The organism is Actinosynnema sp. NPDC059335, assembly GCF_042752395.1.
GTDB lineage: Bacteria > Actinomycetota > Actinomycetes > Mycobacteriales > Pseudonocardiaceae > Actinosynnema.
In genome coordinates this window covers 33943-49445 of sequence record NZ_JBHYXZ010000055.1, presented here as the reverse complement: position 1 = coordinate 49445, position 15503 = coordinate 33943, and the positions used below count along the sequence as shown (strand labels likewise).

21 protein-coding genes are annotated in these 15503 nt (G+C 73.3%); 15 read left to right on the top strand and 6 right to left on the bottom strand.

Features of this window, described 5'->3' with window-relative positions; translation table 11 throughout:
* Window positions 1-157: 157 nt before the first annotated feature.
* Window positions 158-748 carry a TetR/AcrR family transcriptional regulator gene (locus ACFXGA_RS19020; protein WP_378089564.1) on the top strand — a complete coding sequence of 197 codons (591 nt, stop codon included), beginning with the start codon at window positions 158-160 and terminating at the stop codon, window positions 746-748.
* Here the strand turns inward: ACFXGA_RS19020 and ACFXGA_RS19015 are convergent.
* Both ACFXGA_RS19015 and soxR read right to left on the bottom strand, forming a co-directional pair.
* The gene (locus tag ACFXGA_RS19015; RefSeq protein WP_378089566.1) at window positions 720-1235 is read right to left on the bottom strand and encodes an RNA 2'-phosphotransferase; all 516 of its coding nucleotides are present in this window, start codon (window positions 1233-1235) and stop codon (window positions 720-722) included. The two genes, ACFXGA_RS19020 and ACFXGA_RS19015, sit on opposite strands and share 29 nt — an antisense overlap.
* A gap of 51 nt (window positions 1236-1286) precedes the next feature.
* Window positions 1287-1748, bottom strand: coding sequence for a redox-sensitive transcriptional activator SoxR (soxR, locus tag ACFXGA_RS19010; protein ID WP_378089562.1), 462 nt, complete (start codon window positions 1746-1748; stop codon window positions 1287-1289).
* 53 nt (window positions 1749-1801) lie between these two features.
* Between soxR and ACFXGA_RS19005 the strand changes: the two genes are divergently transcribed.
* Genes ACFXGA_RS19005 through priA form a run of 5 tightly spaced genes read left to right on the top strand, consistent with a single transcriptional unit; the run spans window position 1802 to window position 5287 of the window.
* On the top strand, window positions 1802-2494 hold the full coding sequence (locus ACFXGA_RS19005; protein ID WP_378089561.1) for a transketolase: 693 nt from the start codon (window positions 1802-1804) through the stop codon (window positions 2492-2494).
* Complete coding sequence (locus ACFXGA_RS19000) at window positions 2491-3390, top strand: transketolase family protein (RefSeq protein ID WP_378089559.1); 900 nt, start codon at window positions 2491-2493, stop codon at window positions 3388-3390. Before ACFXGA_RS19005 ends, ACFXGA_RS19000 begins: the two co-directional genes overlap by 4 nt.
* 9 nt (window positions 3391-3399) lie before the next feature.
* Window positions 3400-3870, top strand: coding sequence for a hypothetical protein (locus tag ACFXGA_RS18995; protein ID WP_378089557.1), 471 nt, complete (start codon window positions 3400-3402; stop codon window positions 3868-3870).
* Window positions 3871-3907: 37 nt separating this feature from the next.
* Window positions 3908-4543 (top strand): imidazole glycerol phosphate synthase subunit HisH, encoded by a 636-nt coding sequence (gene hisH, locus ACFXGA_RS18990; RefSeq protein WP_378089555.1) that lies wholly within the window; start codon window positions 3908-3910, stop codon window positions 4541-4543.
* Between the two features lie 9 nt (window positions 4544-4552).
* On the top strand, window positions 4553-5287 hold the full coding sequence (gene priA / locus ACFXGA_RS18985) for a bifunctional 1-(5-phosphoribosyl)-5-((5-phosphoribosylamino)methylideneamino)imidazole-4-carboxamide isomerase/phosphoribosylanthranilate isomerase PriA (protein ID WP_378089553.1): 735 nt from the start codon (window positions 4553-4555) through the stop codon (window positions 5285-5287).
* On the opposite strand, the gene ACFXGA_RS18980 is transcribed toward priA, so the two are convergent.
* The 3 genes from ACFXGA_RS18980 to ACFXGA_RS18970 all read right to left on the bottom strand — a co-directional run bounded on the left by ACFXGA_RS18980 (window position 5250) and on the right by ACFXGA_RS18970 (window position 6679).
* The gene (locus tag ACFXGA_RS18980; RefSeq protein ID WP_378089551.1) at window positions 5250-5975 is read right to left on the bottom strand and encodes a Clp protease N-terminal domain-containing protein; all 726 of its coding nucleotides are present in this window, start codon (window positions 5973-5975) and stop codon (window positions 5250-5252) included. The two genes, priA and ACFXGA_RS18980, sit on opposite strands and share 38 nt — an antisense overlap.
* A 56-nt stretch (window positions 5976-6031) precedes the next feature.
* Window positions 6032-6397: a PPOX class F420-dependent oxidoreductase gene (locus ACFXGA_RS18975; RefSeq protein ID WP_378089549.1), complete on the bottom strand. Its 366-nt coding sequence runs from the start codon at window positions 6395-6397 to the stop codon at window positions 6032-6034.
* 78 nt (window positions 6398-6475) lie between these two features.
* Window positions 6476-6679, bottom strand: a complete 204-nt coding sequence (locus tag ACFXGA_RS18970; protein WP_378089547.1) for a cold-shock protein — start codon at window positions 6677-6679, stop codon at window positions 6476-6478.
* A gap of 292 nt (window positions 6680-6971) precedes the next feature.
* Here ACFXGA_RS18970 and hisF point away from each other — a divergent pair, with 292 nt between their 5' ends.
* From hisF to hisI, 3 genes are read left to right on the top strand one after another with little or no spacing between them, the layout of a single operon-like run.
* On the top strand, window positions 6972-7745 hold the full coding sequence (gene hisF, locus ACFXGA_RS18965; protein ID WP_378089545.1) for an imidazole glycerol phosphate synthase subunit HisF: 774 nt from the start codon (window positions 6972-6974) through the stop codon (window positions 7743-7745).
* Window positions 7745-8122 (top strand): hypothetical protein, encoded by a 378-nt coding sequence (locus ACFXGA_RS18960; RefSeq protein WP_378089543.1) that lies wholly within the window; start codon window positions 7745-7747, stop codon window positions 8120-8122. The genes hisF and ACFXGA_RS18960 overlap by 1 nt, the downstream gene beginning before the upstream one ends.
* Window positions 8119-8472, top strand: a complete 354-nt coding sequence (gene hisI / locus ACFXGA_RS18955) for a phosphoribosyl-AMP cyclohydrolase (RefSeq protein WP_378089541.1) — start codon at window positions 8119-8121, stop codon at window positions 8470-8472. The genes ACFXGA_RS18960 and hisI overlap by 4 nt, the downstream gene beginning before the upstream one ends.
* A 4-nt stretch (window positions 8473-8476) precedes the next feature.
* Here the strand turns inward: hisI and ACFXGA_RS18950 are convergent, their stop codons facing one another.
* Window positions 8477-9091 (bottom strand): TetR family transcriptional regulator, encoded by a 615-nt coding sequence (locus tag ACFXGA_RS18950; protein ID WP_378089538.1) that lies wholly within the window; start codon window positions 9089-9091, stop codon window positions 8477-8479.
* A 96-nt stretch (window positions 9092-9187) separates the two neighbouring features.
* Between ACFXGA_RS18950 and ACFXGA_RS18945 the strand changes: the two genes are divergently transcribed.
* From ACFXGA_RS18945 to lgt, 6 genes are all read left to right on the top strand, one after another.
* Complete coding sequence (locus ACFXGA_RS18945) at window positions 9188-10729, top strand: anthranilate synthase component I (RefSeq protein ID WP_378089536.1); 1542 nt, start codon at window positions 9188-9190, stop codon at window positions 10727-10729.
* Complete coding sequence (locus ACFXGA_RS18940; protein WP_378089534.1) at window positions 10722-11288, top strand: Trp biosynthesis-associated membrane protein; 567 nt, start codon at window positions 10722-10724, stop codon at window positions 11286-11288. The genes ACFXGA_RS18945 and ACFXGA_RS18940 overlap by 8 nt, the downstream gene beginning before the upstream one ends.
* Window positions 11289-11517: 229 nt before the next feature.
* The gene (gene trpC, locus ACFXGA_RS18935; RefSeq protein ID WP_378089532.1) at window positions 11518-12327 is read left to right on the top strand and encodes an indole-3-glycerol phosphate synthase TrpC; all 810 of its coding nucleotides are present in this window, start codon (window positions 11518-11520) and stop codon (window positions 12325-12327) included.
* Between the two features lie 22 nt (window positions 12328-12349).
* Window positions 12350-13573, top strand: coding sequence for a tryptophan synthase subunit beta (trpB, locus tag ACFXGA_RS18930; RefSeq protein WP_378089530.1), 1224 nt, complete (start codon window positions 12350-12352; stop codon window positions 13571-13573).
* Window positions 13570-14355 carry a tryptophan synthase subunit alpha gene (trpA, locus tag ACFXGA_RS18925; RefSeq protein ID WP_378089528.1) on the top strand — a complete coding sequence of 262 codons (786 nt, stop codon included), beginning with the start codon at window positions 13570-13572 and terminating at the stop codon, window positions 14353-14355. Before trpB ends, trpA begins: the two co-directional genes overlap by 4 nt.
* A 169-nt stretch (window positions 14356-14524) precedes the next feature.
* A partial coding sequence (gene lgt, locus ACFXGA_RS18920) for a prolipoprotein diacylglyceryl transferase (RefSeq protein WP_378089526.1) occupies window positions 14525-15503 on the top strand: 979 nt, incomplete at its 3' end.

Below are 15503 nucleotides of genomic sequence, written 5' to 3'. Positions count from 1 at the left end.
CACCCGTACCGAACGTCGGACCCGCGCGTTCCCAACGTAGGACACGCGCGTGAGTCCTACGTTCGGAACGCGAGAGTCCTACGTTCAGGGGCGGTGAGTTCAACGCTCGGGGCGTGGGCGCGGGACGGTGGTTGGCGGTCTGCGTATGGTTGGTCACATGTCGTCACCGGGTGAGGCCACCGTCACCGCCGGTCGTCCTCGGGAGCGGGCCGACGCCGCGCGCAACCGGGCCCGCGTGCTGGCCGCCGCCGAAGAGGTGTTCGCCGCCGCGGGCGGCGCGGTCGGCGTGACGATGGAGGACATCGCGCGGGCCGCGGGCGTGGGCCGGGCGACGCTGTACCGGCGCTACCCGGACACGACGTCGATCGCGCAGGCGCTGCTGGACGAGCACGAGTCGGGCATCCAGCGGCTCATCCTCACCGGACCGCCGCCGCTCGGGCCGGGCGCGCCGCCGGACGAGCGGCTGGCCGCGTTCTACCGGACCATGGTCGGCCTGCTGGAACGGCACCTGCACCTGGTGCTCGGCGCGGAGACGGGGCGGGCGAGGTTCCGGGCGGGCGCGTACGGCTTCTGGCGGCGGCACGTGGCGTCGCTGGTCGACGGCGCGCCGGCGGCCGTGGTGGACGCCCTGATGGCCCCGTTGGCCCCGGAGGTCTACCAGTACCAGAGGCAGGTCCGCGGCCTCGGCCCGGACGAGGTCGTGGCCGGTCTCGACTGGCTCACGAGACGTGTTCTCGCAGGTGGTTAGGCGGCACGGCGGGCACCAGCCACACGCCGTTGGCGCTGACCCGGAACTCGTGGCCTTCGGCGGCCATGGCCGCGGCGTCCACCACCAGCACCACCGGCCTGCCCCGGCGTGACCCGACCCGCACCGCCGTCTCCACGGTCGCGGACAGGTGCACGTCGTGCCGGGCCATCGGCCGCAGGCCGTCGCGGAAGATGTCGGGCAGGAACCGGGCGACCGTCCCGTGGTACAGCTCGGCGGGCGGCTCGGCCACCGGCAGGTCGAGCGACACCGCCACGGTGTGCCCCTGACTGGCCCGGATGCGCCCGTCCTCGATCGCGAACCGCTGCTTGTCGTTGTCCGCCACCACCTCCAACACCTGCGCCCGGGTCACGCCCAGGGCGCGCACGAAATCGCCCAGGTCCACCCACCCGGCCGCGTCGAGCCTGAGCCCGACCTCCTCCGGCGCGTGGCGCAGGACCCTGGCCATCCGCTTCGACAAGCGGACCATCTGCTTCTTCTCTTGCACGGACCCCAGTGCACCACGGCGGCACAACCGATTTCAGGTGCCGCCCTCGACCGCGGGCTTGAGCTTGGGCGCGCCGGGGCCGTCGGCGGCCTGCTCGTCGTCGAAGTTGTGCAGGGAGCAGCTGCGCAGCGACAGGCACCCGCACCCGATGCACGAGGTCAGCCGGTCCCGCAGCCGCCGCAGCGCGTCGATCCGCGCGTCCAGCTCCACCTGCCAGCTCGCCGACAGCCTGCTCCAGTCGGACTTGGTCGGGGTGCGGTTGTCCGGCAGGGTCGCCAGCGCGGAGTGCACGTCCTCCAGCGACAGCCCGACGCGCTGGGCGGTGCGGATGAACGCGAGCCGCCGCAGCACGTGCCGCGGGTACCGGCGCTGGTTGCCGGCCGTGCGCTCCGAGGTGATCAGGCCCCGTTCCTCGTAGAACCGCAGCGCGGTGTGCGGCACGCCGCTGCGCTCGGCGACCTGGCCGATGGTCAACATGTCGGGCAGCTTGCTCACGTGCCCATCCTAGTGCTTGACCTCGACTTAAGTCGAAGTTGTTTCGTGGGGTCATGGGAGTCAAGGACAAGTCGGGCTACGCGGCGTTGCCGGCGTTGTTCCGGCGGATGACGGGGGACGAGAAGCACGAGTGGGCGGCGGCGTCCACGCTGGACGTGCTGTGGGTGCTCTACGACCGGGTGCTGGACGTCTCGCCGGACCGGGTGGACGACCCGGACCGGGACCGGTTCCTGCTGTCCAAGGGGCACGGCCCGATGGCGTACTACGCCGTGCTGGCCGCGAAGGGCTACCTCGAACCGTCCACACTGGACAACTGGACGGCGTGGGACTCGCCGTTGGGCCAGCACCCGGACCGGGTCCTGGTCAAGGGCGTGGAGATCAGCAGCGGCTCGCTCGGGCACGGCCTGCCGATCGCCGTCGGCACCGCGCTCGGGCTGCGCCTGCAACGCCGCACCGCGCGCACCTTCGTGCTGGTCGGGGACGCCGAGTTGGACGAGGGCAGCAACCACGAGGCGATCGCGCTGGCCGGGCGGCTCGGCCTGGACCGGCTCGTCACGGTGGTGGTGGACAACGCGTCCGGCACCCACGGCTGGCCCGGCGGCGTGGCGAAGCGGTTCGAGGTCGAGGGCTGGCAGTCGTCCACTGTGGACGGCAGGGACCACGCCGCGCTGCACGCGGCGCTCACGCAGGACCACCCCGGCCGACCGCTGGTCGTGGTGGCGGAGATCGACGAGGGGGAGCGATGACGTCGATGCGCCAGGTGTTCGTGGACACCGTCGAGGACGTGATGCGGCACGACCCGCGGGTGGCCGTGGTGTTGGCCGAGATCTCGCGGGACGTATTCGCACCGCACGAGCGGGTGATCAACGTCGGCATCCGCGAGCAGGCCATGGTCGGGGTGGGCGCGGGGTTGGCGCTGACCGGGATGCGGCCGGTCGTGCACACCTACGCGCCGTTCCTGGTCGAGCGGCCGTTCGAGCAGGTCAAGCTGGACTTCGGGCACCAGGATGTGGGCGGGGTGCTGGTCGGCATCGGCGGCTCCTACGACGACCCGGTCTGGGGCCGCACGCACCAGGCCCCCGGCGACGTGGCGCTGTTCGACACGCTGCCCGGCTGGACGGTGCGCGTGCCGGGCCACCCGGAGGAGGTCGGGCCGCTCGTGCGGGACGCGCTCGCCCGGGACGACCGGGTCTACCTGCGGCTCTCCCTGCGGCACAACGCCGAGCCGCACCCGGTGGTCGAGGGGTTCACCGAGGTGCGGCGCGGCGGGCAGGGCGTGGTGGTGGCGGTCGGGCCGATGCTCGACACCGTGCTGGAGGCCACCCGGGACGCCGACGTGACCGTGCTCTACGCGACCACCGTGCGGCCGTTCGACGCGGCCGGCCTGGTGGCGGCGGTGGGCCGGGCCCGGCGGGCGGACGTGCTGCTGGTCGAGCCGTACCTGGAGGGCACCTCGGCGCACCTGGCGGCGGAGGCGTTGGCCGACGTGCCGCACCGGTTGCGGTCGCTGGGCGTGCGGCGCGACGCCGAGCTGCGCGCCTACGGCACCGCCGAGGACCACGATTCGGCGCACGACCTCGACGTGCCGGGGGTCGCCGCGGCCGTGCGTCGGATGTTCGGCCACCCGGCCGCTGCGGCATGATCTCCGCCTGTGAGCGTGCCGAGAACCCTGATCTGGACACCCGCGCCGACCGCGGAGCTGCAGCTCAACCTGCACCGCGCCGCCGCGGGACCCGCGGCACTGGTCCCGGTGGCGTCCGGGACCGTGCTGCTGCCGCCCAGGCGGATCGGGTTCGCGGCGGCCTGCCGGCTGGCCGAGCGGGTCAGGGAGACCGGCGCGGCGGCGCTGCTGCTGCGCTGGTCCCCCGGCGCGGAGGTGTGGACCGACGGTGAGCGCGCGGGCTCGACGGGTTCGGCGCGCCGGCTGGTCGGCCTGGTGCGCTGGTGGCGGCTGGACGCCCGGCCCCGGCCGGTGGACCTGCCCGCCGACGTCGCCGAGGTGCGGTCCCTGGTGGACGAGGGCCGCGCCGACACCTGGGTGACGGCCCTGCCCGACCGGACCGGCCTGCCGATCAACACGGTGCTGCCGGTGGTCCCCGTCACCCAGGGCGGGCTCGCCTGACCCGTGCTCGGGCCGGTCGCCCTAGTAGGCTGAACGCGTGCCCAAGGTCGTCGTGCTGGACTACGGATTCGGCAACATCCGCTCCGCCGAGCGCGCTCTCCAGCGCGTCGGCGCCGACGTGGAGGTGACGTCCGACCACCGGGCCGCGCTCGACGCCGACGGGCTGGTGGTGCCCGGCGTGGGCGCGTTCGCCGCCTGCATGGCCGGGCTGGACGCGATCAAGGGCGGCCGGCTCATCGGGCAGCGGCTGGCCGGCGGGCGTCCCGTGCTCGGCATCTGCGTCGGCATGCAGATCCTGTTCGAGCGGGGCATCGAGCACGGCGTGCTCACCGAGGGCTGCGGCGAGTGGCCCGGCACGGTGGAGCGGCTGGAGGCCCCCGTCGTGCCGCACATGGGCTGGAACACCGTCCGCACCCCCGAGGGCACGCGGTTGTTCGCGGGGCTCGACGCGGGCACCCGGTTCTACTTCGTGCACTCCTACGGCGTGCGCAAGTGGGAGCTGAACCCCTCCGAGGCGCTGCGCGCGCCGCTGGTGACGTGGGCCGAGCACGGCGGCGACGAGTTCGTGGCCGCGGTCGAGAACGGCCCGCTGTGGGCGACCCAGTTCCACCCGGAGAAGTCCGGCGACGCGGGCGCGCACCTGCTGGAGAACTGGCTCAAGAGCTTCAACTAGGCTGAACGCGTGACTTTCACGCTGCTCCCGGCCGTTGACGTGGCCGATGGCCTGGCCGTTCGGCTCGTGCAGGGCGAGGCCGGCACGGAGACCAACTACGGCGACCCGCTGGAGGCCGCGCTCGCGTGGCAGCGCGACGGCGCGGAGTGGGTGCACCTGGTCGACCTCGACGCCGCGTTCGGCCGCGGCAGCAACCGCGAGCTGCTGGCCCGCGTCGTCGGCGAGCTGGACGTGCGGGTGGAGCTGTCCGGCGGCATCCGCGACGACGAGTCGCTGGCCGCCGCGCTCGCCACCGGCTGCGCGCGGGTGAACCTGGGCACGGCCGCGCTGGAGGACCCGGTGTGGTGCGCGAAGGTCGTCGCCGAGCACGGCGAGAAGATCGCGGTCGGCCTGGACGTGCGGATCACCGGGGAGGGCCACCGGGTCGCCGCGCGCGGCTGGACCAAGGACGGCGGCGACCTGTGGGAGGTGCTGGAGCGGCTGGACCGCGACGGCTGCGCCCGCTACGTGGTGACCGACGTGAGCAAGGACGGCACGCTCCAGGGCCCGAACGTGGACCTGCTGCGCGAGGTGTGCGCGCGGACCGACGCGCCGGTGATCGCCTCGGGCGGGGTGTCCAGTGTGGACGACCTGGTCGCGCTGGCCGCGCTGTCCCGCGACGGCGTGGAGGGCGCGATCGTGGGCAAGGCGCTCTACGCGGGCGCGTTCACGCTGCCGGAGGCGCTGGCGGCCGTCCGCGGTTGATCGCGTCCTCGATCTCCCGGACGATGTGGGCCTCCGCGGCCTGTTCGGTCACGCCCGTGCGGGCGAGGGCCCTGGCCGCGGCGCCCTCCCGCTCGGCGAGCAGCCCGAGCAGCAGGTGCTCGGTGCCGACGAAGTGGTGACCGTGGCGCAGTGACGCCCGCACGGCCAGCTCCAACGCCTTCTTGCAGTGCGTGGTGAACGGCTGCGGGTCGGGTCGCTGTCGGACCGCGGGGTCGAGTTCGGTGAGCACGGCCATCCGCGTGGAACCCTCCGCGGCCTCCAGCCGGGCGATCGTCTTGGCGGCCAGGCCGCCGGACTCGTCCAGCAGGCCGAGCAGGACGTGCTCGGTGCCGATGTGCTCGCTGAACCGGGCGTGGTGGCGGGCCAGCACGACCACCCGGCGCGCCCGGTCGGTGTAGCGGTCGAAGCTCGGCTTGAGGTCCGGCGACTCGCGGGGCACGAACCGCTTCTGCGCGGCCTGCTTGGTGACGCCGATGCTCTCGCCGATCTCGGTCCAGCTCGCGCCGGCGCGCCGCGCCTCGTCCACGAAGTGGCCGATGAGGTGGTCGCCCAGCTCGTCCAGCTGGTCGCTCAGCTCCACCGCGGCGGCCAGCCTGCCGAGCACGTCCGGGTGCTCCGCCGCGACGGTGACGATGAGGTCCGTGAGCTGGACCGGTGCGGTGACCACCCGTCAACTGTAGGTTGACGGGTGGTGGTCGTCAACTTCGGGTTGACGGTGCCCGGTCAGCCGGGGGTGATCTCGATGCCGATCGTGCCCCGGCGGCCGCGGCGCAGGCGGCTGCCGAGCAGCGTGAGCCGGCCGAGCACGCCGTACTTGCGGGCGACGAGGGACCGGACGTGGTCGCTGCCCGCGTGGTCGAGCAGCCGGGCGGTCGCGGGCACCTGCTCGCCGGTGGGCCGGCCCTTGACGTCGCACGGTCCGATCCGGACGTCACCGCTGCGGCGGATGCGCTTGACCTTGCCCGAGTCCGAAGCGGACCAGACGTACATCGTGCCGTTCGAGCCGGTCACCCAGACCGGCGTGGGCACGGGGGTGCCGTCCTTGCGGAAGGTGGTCAACAACAGGTACTTGCCGGCTGCGAGGTCCATGCGCGAACGGTAGCCGGACATGCGGCGGAGCCCCGTTCCCCAGTGGGGTGAACGGGGCTCCGCGGAAGCGCGTTCGGGTCAGATGACCGTCACGTTGGTGGCCTGGGGGCCCTTGGCGCCCTGGCCGACGTCGAAGCTCACGCGCTGGTTCTCGTCCAGGCTGCGGTAGCCGCCGCCCTGGATCTCCGAGTAGTGCACGAACACGTCCGCGCCACCGTCCTCGGGGGAGATGAAGCCGAAGCCCTTCTCCGAGTTGAACCACTTCACGGTGCCCTGCGCCATCTTGAACTCCTCGTACTGCTGGCCAGCGGGGCGAACGCACCCGCTGAGGCCGGTCCAAACGCTGACCCTGAGGAATCACACGCTCAAACGCGTTTCGCGAGCGTGGATGACACGAACACAAAACTGACGACCTCCACCAGTTAACCACACTTCCGCCCGATCCGCGTGTGTCCTACGTCCAAGTCCCGCGTGTCCTACGTTCAGAACGCGCGTGTCGTACGTTCAGGACCCCCGAGTTCAACGCTCAGGACCGGGCGGCCGGCCACCCGCGCCGCACACGTAGGCTTTGCCCATGTCGGTTGCGGTGCGCGTGATCCCCTGCCTGGACGTCGACCGGGGGCGGGTGGTGAAGGGCGTGAACTTCGCCAACCTCGTCGACGCGGGCGACCCGGTCGAGCTGGCGCGGGCCTACGACGCCGAGGGCGCGGACGAGCTGACGTTCCTCGACGTCACGGCGTCCTCCAGCGACCGCGAGACCACGTTCGACGTCGTCCGGCGCACGGCGGAGCAGGTGTTCATCCCCCTCACGGTGGGCGGCGGCGTGCGCAGCGCGGAGGACGTGGACAAGCTGCTGCGGGCGGGCGCGGACAAGGTGAGCGTGAACACCGCCGCCATCGCCCGCCCCGAGCTGCTGGGCGAGCTGTCCCGCCGGTTCGGCGCGCAGTGCATCGTGCTGTCGGTGGACGCCCGGCGCGTGCCGGAGGGCGAGCGGCCCACCCCGTCCGGGTTCGAGGTCACCACGCACGGCGGGCGCAGGGGCACCGGCATCGACGCGGTCGAGTGGGCGGCCCGCGGCCAGGAGCTGGGCGTGGGCGAGATCCTGCTCAACTCCATGGACGCCGACGGCACCAAGGCGGGCTTCGACCTGGAGCTGATCCGGCTGACCCGCGAGGTGGTGGACGTGCCGCTGATCGCCAGCGGCGGCGCGGGCGCGGTCGGGCACTTCCCGCCCGCCGTCGCCGAGGGCGCGGACGCCGTGCTCGCGGCCAGCGTCTTCCACTTCGGCACGCTGCGGATCGGCGACGTCAAGGACGCCCTGCGCGCCGCCGGCGTGGAGGTGCGCTGATGCGGAACCCGCGCAACGGCCCCACCGAGGTCTTCCTCGCCATCCTGCTCGGCGCCGCGGGCGCGGTCCTGTTCGTGCTGATGGGCCTGATCCAGTGGCAGGTCGAGGGCGACTCGACGTGGATGAGGTTCCCGGTGATCGTCGCGGTGCTGGAGCTGCTCGCGGTGGGCGGGCTGGCGACCGGCCTGCGCCCGGCCCGGCTGACCGCCGCGATCGTGTTCGGCCTGGTCGCGCTCGTGCACCTGCTCGCCGTGCTCAACGACGGCCCGGTGTGGCTGCGTGTGGTGTCCGGCCTGCTCTCGGCCGTCCACGTCTTCGCCGTGGTGATGCTCAACACCCGCCCCGCCCGACTCCACTTCCTGGGAGGACAGCGTTGACCAGCGCGCTCGACCCGGCCATCGCCTCACGGCTCAAGCGCACCGCCGACGGCCTGGTGTGCGCGGTGGCGCAGCGCCGCGGCACGGGGGAGGTGCTGATGGTCGCGTGGATGGACGACGAGGCCCTGCACCGCACGCTCACCACCCGCCGCGCCACGTACTACTCGCGCAGCCGCAGGCAGCTGTGGGTGAAGGGCGAGACCTCCGGGCACACGCAGTACGTGCACGAGGTGCGGCTGGACTGCGACGGCGACACGCTGCTGCTGGTCGTGGACCAGGTCGGCGCGGCGTGCCACACCGGCGACGCGACGTGCTTCGACTCGACCGTGCTGCTGGGGCCCGCGGGCTGACCGCTCAGCCGATGTCGCCGGTCAGGTACCGCTGGAGGTTCGGCGCGATGGCCCTGACCAGCGTCTCCACGTCGGCCGAGGCGAACGGCTCGAACTTCACCACGTACCGCACCATGCCCATGCCGAAGATCTGGGTGGCCAGCAGCGTCGCGCGCAGCTCCGCGTCCGGCACGCCCAGGTGCAGCACGAGCCGCTTGAGCAGGGTCTGCACGAAGAACCCGCGCAGCACGTCGGCGACCTGGTCGTGCGAGGTCACGCTGCGCACCATCGCCGCGAACGGGCCGCCCCCGATGGGGTCCCACACGCCGATGAAGTTGCGCACGATCCGCTCGCCGATCTGCTCGTCCGGGCCGTCGAGGAGCCGTTCGACCAGGGCGTTGATGTCGACCGGCACGTGCAGCACGGCCTTGGCGAACAGGCCCTCCTTGCCGCCGAACCAGTGGTTGACCATGGCCGCGTCCACCCCGGCCCGCGCGGCGATGGACCGGACGGTCGCGCCCTCGTAGCCGCGTTCGACGAACACCTCCCGCGCGGCGTCCAGCAGCGCGGCCCTGGTGTCCGCGCCGCCGGACCGCCGGCCGCGGCGCTTGGGTTCGGTTTGTCGCGAGCTCTGGTCCACGTCACCATCATGCGCGACGGCCCGCACTTTTTTCAACATGCGTTGAAATGGAGCCGGTCGAACCGCGCCCCGGACCCGACCGGCACAATGTCGCCCATGGTGAGCGTCATCGGTGCAGGCGCGGGTCTGGGCGAGGTCAGCCCGACGCGCGAGGAGTTCCGCGAGCTCGCCGCGCAGCGGCGGGTCATCCCGGTGGTGCGGCGGCTGCTGGCGGACGCGGAGACGCCCGTGGGGCTGTACCGCAAGCTCGCGGCGGACCGACCGGGCACGTTCCTGTTCGAGTCGGCCGAGAACGGCCGCTCCTGGTCGCGCTGGTCGTTCGTGGGCGCGCGCAGCGCCGGCGCGCTGACCGCGACCGGCGGCGAGGCGTTCTGGCAGGGGCCGCACCCGGTGGGCCTGCCCGAGGGCGGCGACCCGCTGGCGGCCCTGCGCGAGACCATCGAGGTGCTGCGCACCGACCCGTTGCCCGGCCTGCCGCCGCTGACCGGCGGGATGGTCGGCTACATCGGCTACGACGCCGTGCGGCGGCTGGAGCGGCTGCCGTCGCTCGCGCAGGACGACCTCCGGGTGCCGGAGCTGGTGATGCTGCTGGCCACCGATCTGGCCGCGCTGGACCACCACGAGGGCACCGTCACGCTCATCGCGAACGCCATCAACTGGGACGACTCGCCGGAACGCGTGGACGCCGCCTACGACGACGCCGTGGCCCGGCTCGACGCGATGACGGTGGACCTCCAGAGCCCCGCGCCGCCCACGGTCGCGGTGTTCGCCCGGCCCAAGCCGGAGTTCGTCCGCCGCCGCACGCAGGAGGAGCACTGCGCGGCCGTGGAGAAGGCCAAGGAGGCCATCCGGGCCGGCGAGGCGTTCCAGGTCGTGCTGTCCCAGCGGTTCGAGATGCGCACCACCGCCGACCCGCTCGACATCTACCGGGTGCTGCGCACGTCCAACCCCAGCCCGTACATGTACCTGCTGCGGCTGGACGACTTCGACATCGTCGGGTGCAGCCCGGAGTCGCTGGTGACCGTGCGCGACGGCAAGGCGACCACGCACCCGATCGCGGGCACCCGCTGGCGCGGCGTGGACGACGAGGAAGACGCCCTGCTGGAGAAGGACCTGCTGGCCGACCACAAGGAGCGCGCCGAGCACCTCATGCTGGTCGACCTCGGCCGCAACGACCTGGGCCGGGTGTGCAAGCCGGGCTCGGTGACCGTGGTCGACTTCTTCAAGGTCGAGCGGTACAGCCACGTCATGCACATCGTGTCCACGGTCAGCGGCGAGCTGGCCGAGGGCCGCACGGCGTTCGACGCGGTCGCGGCGTGCTTCCCCGCCGGGACGCTGTCCGGCGCGCCGAAGCCCCGCGCGATGGAGCTGATCGAGGAGCTGGAGCCCACCCGGCGCGGCCTGTACGGCGGCGTCGTCGGCTACCTGGACTTCGCGGGCGACGCGGACACCGCCATCGCCATCCGGACCGCGCTGGTGCGCGACGGGGTGGCGTACGTGCAGGCGGGCGGCGGCATCGTGGCCGACTCCGACCCGGTCGCCGAGGACAACGAGTGCCTGAACAAGGCGGGCGCGGTGCTGTCGGCGGTCGCGACCGCGCAGACCATGGCGCCGGCGGTGGACCCCGCCCGTGTCTGAACCGGCCGACGCCCGACCCGGCAGGCGTCCACTGTGGATCGTGGTGGCGCTGCTGCTGCTCGCCGCGGTCGCGCTGTGGGGCGCGTCCGCGCTGACCTGGGACGCTTCGGCGGACCGAAGCGGCGGCGAGGTCGTGCCCGCGCTGACCCCGCTGGCGTTGCTGTGCCTGGCCGCCATCGCCGCCGCGGTGGCGTTGGGCGGCTGGGTCCGGCGGGTGCTCGGGGTCGTGGTGCTGCTCGCGGGCGTCGCGGCGGCGTTCCAAGGAGTGGACGCCGACGGGCCCGTGACCGGCCGTGGCCTGGTGTTCGCGGGCGCGGCGCTCGCGGTCGCCGCGGGCGTGGTGCTGGTCGTGCGCGGCCGGGTCATGCCGCGCCTGGGAGGCGGCTACCAGACGCCCGGCGCGGCGAAGCGGACCGCGGACCCCGAACGGGAGATGTGGAACGCGCTGGAGCGCGGCGACGATCCCACGGACGGGACGGACGCTGAGCGCGGCGGCGATCCCACGGACGGGACGGACGCTGAGCGCGGCGGCGATCCCACGCACCGGGACGGGCGCTGAGCGCGGCGGCGTTCCCACGGAGCGGGACGGACGCCCCGCCGGGCCGGCGGTACCGCACGTTTGCGCACGTCGGCCCGGAAGGGTGCTGGTCATCCGCGTGAACGGCGCGACCCGGTGGCCGGCGGGGGTGCGCGGCGGGGTTAGCATCCTCGTGGCGGGAAGGGGAGCGTGACGTGCGGGAGCTTGCGACTGAACCGGAAGGTCTGACGGAGTCGAGCGAGGTGCGCGGATGACCGTGCTCGAGTCGATCATCGAAGGCGTCCGCGAAGACCTCGCCCAGCGCGAGGCGGCACTGCCCTTCGACGTGCTCAGGGAGAAGGCGGCCAAGGTGCCGCCGCCGCAGGACGTGATGTCGATCCTGCGCGGACCGGGTGTCGGCGTCATCGCCGAGGTGAAGCGGCGCAGCCCGTCCAAGGGGCAGTTGGCCGACATCCCGGAGCCCGCGGACCTCGCGGTGCAGTACGAGCTGGGCGGCGCGCGGGCGATCAGCGTGCTGACCGAGCAGCGCCGGTTCGGCGGGTCGCTGGACGACTTCGACGCGGTGCGCGCGGCCGTGGGCGTCCCCCTGCTGCGCAAGGACTTCATCGTCAGCCCGTACCAGGTGCACGAGGCGCGCCTGCACGGCGCGGACCTGGTGCTGCTCATCGTGGCGGCGCTGGAGCAGAACGCGCTGGTCGCCCTGCTGGACCGGGTCGAGTCGCTGGGCATGACGGCCCTGGTCGAGGTGCACACGGCCGAGGAGGCCGACCGCGCGCTGGAGGCGGGCGCGAGCGTCATCGGCGTGAACGCGCGCAACCTGCACACCCTGGAAGTGGACAAGGACGTGTTCGGGCGGATCGCGCCCGGCCTGCCCTTCGACACCATCAAGATCGCCGAGTCCGGGGTGACCGGGCCGGGCGACCTGATGGCGTACGCGGGCGCGGGGGCCGACGCGGTGCTGGTCGGCGAGAGCCTGGTGACGAGCGGCGACCCCAAGGTCGCGGTGAACAAGCTGGTGACGGCCGGTTCCCACCCCGCGTGCCCGCGGCCGAGCCGGTAACACACCCGTAGGAGGAGAGCGCATGTCGCGCAGCCAGTTGGCTCCGACACCCCACGACCCGGACGAGCGGGGTCACTTCGGGCCGTGGGGCGGCCGGTTCATGCCGGAGGCGCTCATCGCCGCCGTGGACGAGCTCGCGGCGTTCTACGAGAAGGCGCGGGTCGACCCCGAGTTCCTGGACGAGTTCGCCCGGCTGCTGCGCGACTTCGCGGGCCGGCCCTCGCTGCTCACCGAGGCGCCCAAGTTCGCCGCCCACGCGGGCGGCGCGCGGGTGTTCCTCAAGCGCGAGGACCTCAACCACACCGGCTCGCACAAGATCAACAACGTGCTGGGCCAGGCGCTGCTGACCAAGCGCATGGGCAAGAAGCGGGTCATCGCCGAGACCGGCGCGGGCCAGCACGGCGTGGCCACGGCCACCGCCTGCGCGCTCATGGGCCTGGACTGCGTCGTCTACATGGGCGAGGTCGACACCGAGCGGCAGGCGCTCAACGTGGCCCGGATGCGGCTGCTCGGCGCGCGGGTCGTCCCGGTGAAGACCGGCTCCCGCACGCTCAAGGACGCCATCAACGAGGCGCTGCGCGACTGGGTCGCCAACGTGGACGACACCCACTACCTGCTGGGCACCGCCGCCGGGCCGCACCCGTTCCCGGTGCTCGTGCGCGACTTCCACCGGGTCATCGGCATCGAGGCGCGTCAGCAGATCCTGGAGAAGGCGGGCCGGCTGCCCGACGCCGTCGCCGCGTGCGTGGGCGGCGGCTCGAACGCCATCGGCATCTTCCACGGCTTCATCGACGACCCGTCGGTGCGGCTGGTCGGCCTGGAGCCCGGCGGCGACGGCATCGACACCGACCGGCACGGCGCGACGCTCACCGCCGGCACGCCCGGCTCGCTGCACGGCGCCATGTCCTACGTGCTCCAGGACTCCGACGGGCAGATCGCCGAGGCGCACTCCATCTCGGCGGGTCTGGACTACCCCGGCGTGGGGCCCGAGCACGCGTTCCTCAAGGACAGCGGACGGGCCGAGTACCGGCCCGTGACCGACGCCCAGGCGATGGAGGCGTTCGCGCTGCTCTCCCGCGAGGAGGGCATCATCCCGGCGGTCGAGTCCGCGCACGCCCTGGCCGGCGCGCTCGTGCTGGGCCGTGAGCTGGGACCGGAGGGGTTGATCCTGGTGAACCTGTCCGGGCGCGGCGACAAGGACATGGACACCGCGATCAAGTGGTTCGGGCTGGGGGTGGAGTCGTGAGCAGGCTCGAGCCGGTGTTCTCGGCTTGTCGGGCGGAGTCGAGGGCGGCCCTGATCGGCTACCTGCCCGCCGGCTACCCCACCGTCGAGGGGTCCAAGGACGTGCTGCGGACGATGGTGTCGTCCGGGTGTGACCTGGTCGAGGTCGGGTTGCCGTTCTCCGACCCGGTGATGGACGGGCCGACCATCCAGCGCGCGGCCGAGCAGGCGCTGCGCGGCGGGTTCCGGGTGCGGGACCTGTTCGGCGTGGTCGAGTCGGTCGCGTCGGCCGGTGGGCGCGCGGTCGTGATGACGTACTGGAACCCGGTGCTCGCCTACGGCGTGGACCGGTTCGCGCGCGACCTGGCGGCGGCCGGCGGGCTGGGCGTCATCACGCCCGACCTGGTGCCCGACGAGGGCGCGGAGTGGATCGCCGCGACGGACGCGCACGACCTGGACCGGATCTTCCTCGTCGCGCCGTCGTCCACGGACGAGCGGATCGACCTGACCGCGCGCTCGTCGCGGGGCTTCCTGTACGCGACCTCGGTGATGGGCGTGACGGGTGCGCGCGACGTCGTGTCGTCCGCGGCTCCGGCGCTGGTCAAGCGGGTGCGGGAGCACACGGACATGCCGGTCGGCGTCGGGTTGGGCGTGCGGAACGGGGCGCAGGCGGCGGAGCTGGCCGGGTTCGCGGACGGCGTGATCGTGGGCTCGGCGTTCGTGTCGGCGGTGCAGGACGACGCGGTGGCGGCGCTGGCGGAGGAGTTGGCCACCGGGGTGCGCCAACCGGCAGCGGCCGTGTAGCACGCACGTTCGAGTGAACTGATCGCGACCGTGGTCGAGTGCGGGCGGGGGAGCACGGGGAGGCGGCGCGCAGCGGGGGCGGCGTGCTGAAGCCCGAACGACCCTTCCCGGTAACAATCGAGCCGTCGGAGCAGGGCGACCGGGCGCACCCGCTACGGTGGTGGCCGTGGTGACGACTTACCTCGCGACGATCCCCAGCCCCGACCAGGGCGTCTGGCAAGTGGGGCCGATCCCGATCCGCGCCTACGCGCTGTGCATCATCCTGGGCATCATCCTCGCCATCTGGTGGGGCGAGCGGCGGTGGGTGGCGCGCGGCGGGCTGAAGGGCGAGGTCACGGACATCGCCGTCTTCGCGGTGCCGTTCGGCCTGGTCGGCGGGCGGCTCTACCACGTCGCGACGGACTACCACAAGTACTTCGGCGAGGGCCGCAACCCGCTGGAGGCCCTGGCCATCTGGAACGGCGGCCTCGGCATCTGGGGCGCGATCGCGCTCGGCGGCGTCGGCGCGTGGATCGGGTGCCGGCGCAAGGGCATCCCGCTGCCCGCGATGGCGGACGCCCTCGCGCCCGGCATCGTCGTCGCCCAGGCCGTCGGCCGCCTCGGCAACTACTTCAACCAGGAGCTCTACGGCGGCCCCACCACGCTGCCCTGGGGCCTGGAGATCTACGAGCGGGTCGACCCGGAGACCGGCTTCAAGGACGACCTCGGCGGCGTGGCGCTCGACCACACCCCGATCGAGATCGTGCACCCGACGTTCCTGTACGAGCTGCTGTGGAACCTCGGCGTCGCGCTGCTGATCGTGTGGGCCGACCGCAGGTTCCGGCTGGGCCACGGCCGCGTGTTCGCGCTCTACGTCGCGGGCTACACGGCCGGCCGGTTCTGGATCGAGCTGATGCGCACCGACCCGGCCACCGAGGTGTTCGGGATGCGGATCAACGTCATCACCTCCGCCGTGGTGTTCCTCGGCGCGCTGGTCTACTTCCTGCTCGCCGCGAAGAGGGGCGAGCGCGAGGTCATCGTCCGGGAGTCGCCCGACGGCGACGACGCGTCGCCCGGCACCCCGTCCGGCGCGGGGGGCGGGGGCGCCGCCCCCCCCCCCCCGGGCACCCCCCCGCCCCCCCCCCCGACCGCCCCGGGCGGGGCGACCC

Excerpts from the sequence above, each read along its gene's own strand:
- ACFXGA_RS18945 (WP_378089536.1), top strand. The coding sequence starts at position 9,188 with ATGGTGAGCGTCATCGGTGCAGGCGCGGGTCTGGGCGAGGTCAGCCCG.
- ACFXGA_RS19005 (WP_378089561.1), top strand. The coding sequence starts at position 1,802 with ATGGGAGTCAAGGACAAGTCGGGCTACGCGGCGTTGCCGGCGTTGTTC.
- hisF (WP_378089545.1), top strand. The coding sequence starts at position 6,972 with ATGTCGGTTGCGGTGCGCGTGATCCCCTGCCTGGACGTCGACCGGGGG.
- trpB (WP_378089530.1), top strand. The coding sequence starts at position 12,350 with ATGTCGCGCAGCCAGTTGGCTCCGACACCCCACGACCCGGACGAGCGG.
- ACFXGA_RS18975 (WP_378089549.1), bottom strand. The coding sequence starts at position 6,397 with ATGGACCTCGCAGCCGGCAAGTACCTGTTGTTGACCACCTTCCGCAAG.
- ACFXGA_RS19015 (WP_378089566.1), bottom strand. The coding sequence starts at position 1,235 with ATGGTCCGCTTGTCGAAGCGGATGGCCAGGGTCCTGCGCCACGCGCCG.
- ACFXGA_RS19000 (WP_378089559.1), top strand. The coding sequence starts at position 2,491 with ATGACGTCGATGCGCCAGGTGTTCGTGGACACCGTCGAGGACGTGATG.
- ACFXGA_RS19020 (WP_378089564.1), top strand. The coding sequence starts at position 158 with ATGTCGTCACCGGGTGAGGCCACCGTCACCGCCGGTCGTCCTCGGGAG.
- ACFXGA_RS18960 (WP_378089543.1), top strand. The coding sequence starts at position 7,745 with ATGCGGAACCCGCGCAACGGCCCCACCGAGGTCTTCCTCGCCATCCTG.
- trpC (WP_378089532.1), top strand. The coding sequence starts at position 11,518 with ATGACCGTGCTCGAGTCGATCATCGAAGGCGTCCGCGAAGACCTCGCC.
- ACFXGA_RS18970 (WP_378089547.1), bottom strand. The coding sequence starts at position 6,679 with ATGGCGCAGGGCACCGTGAAGTGGTTCAACTCGGAGAAGGGCTTCGGC.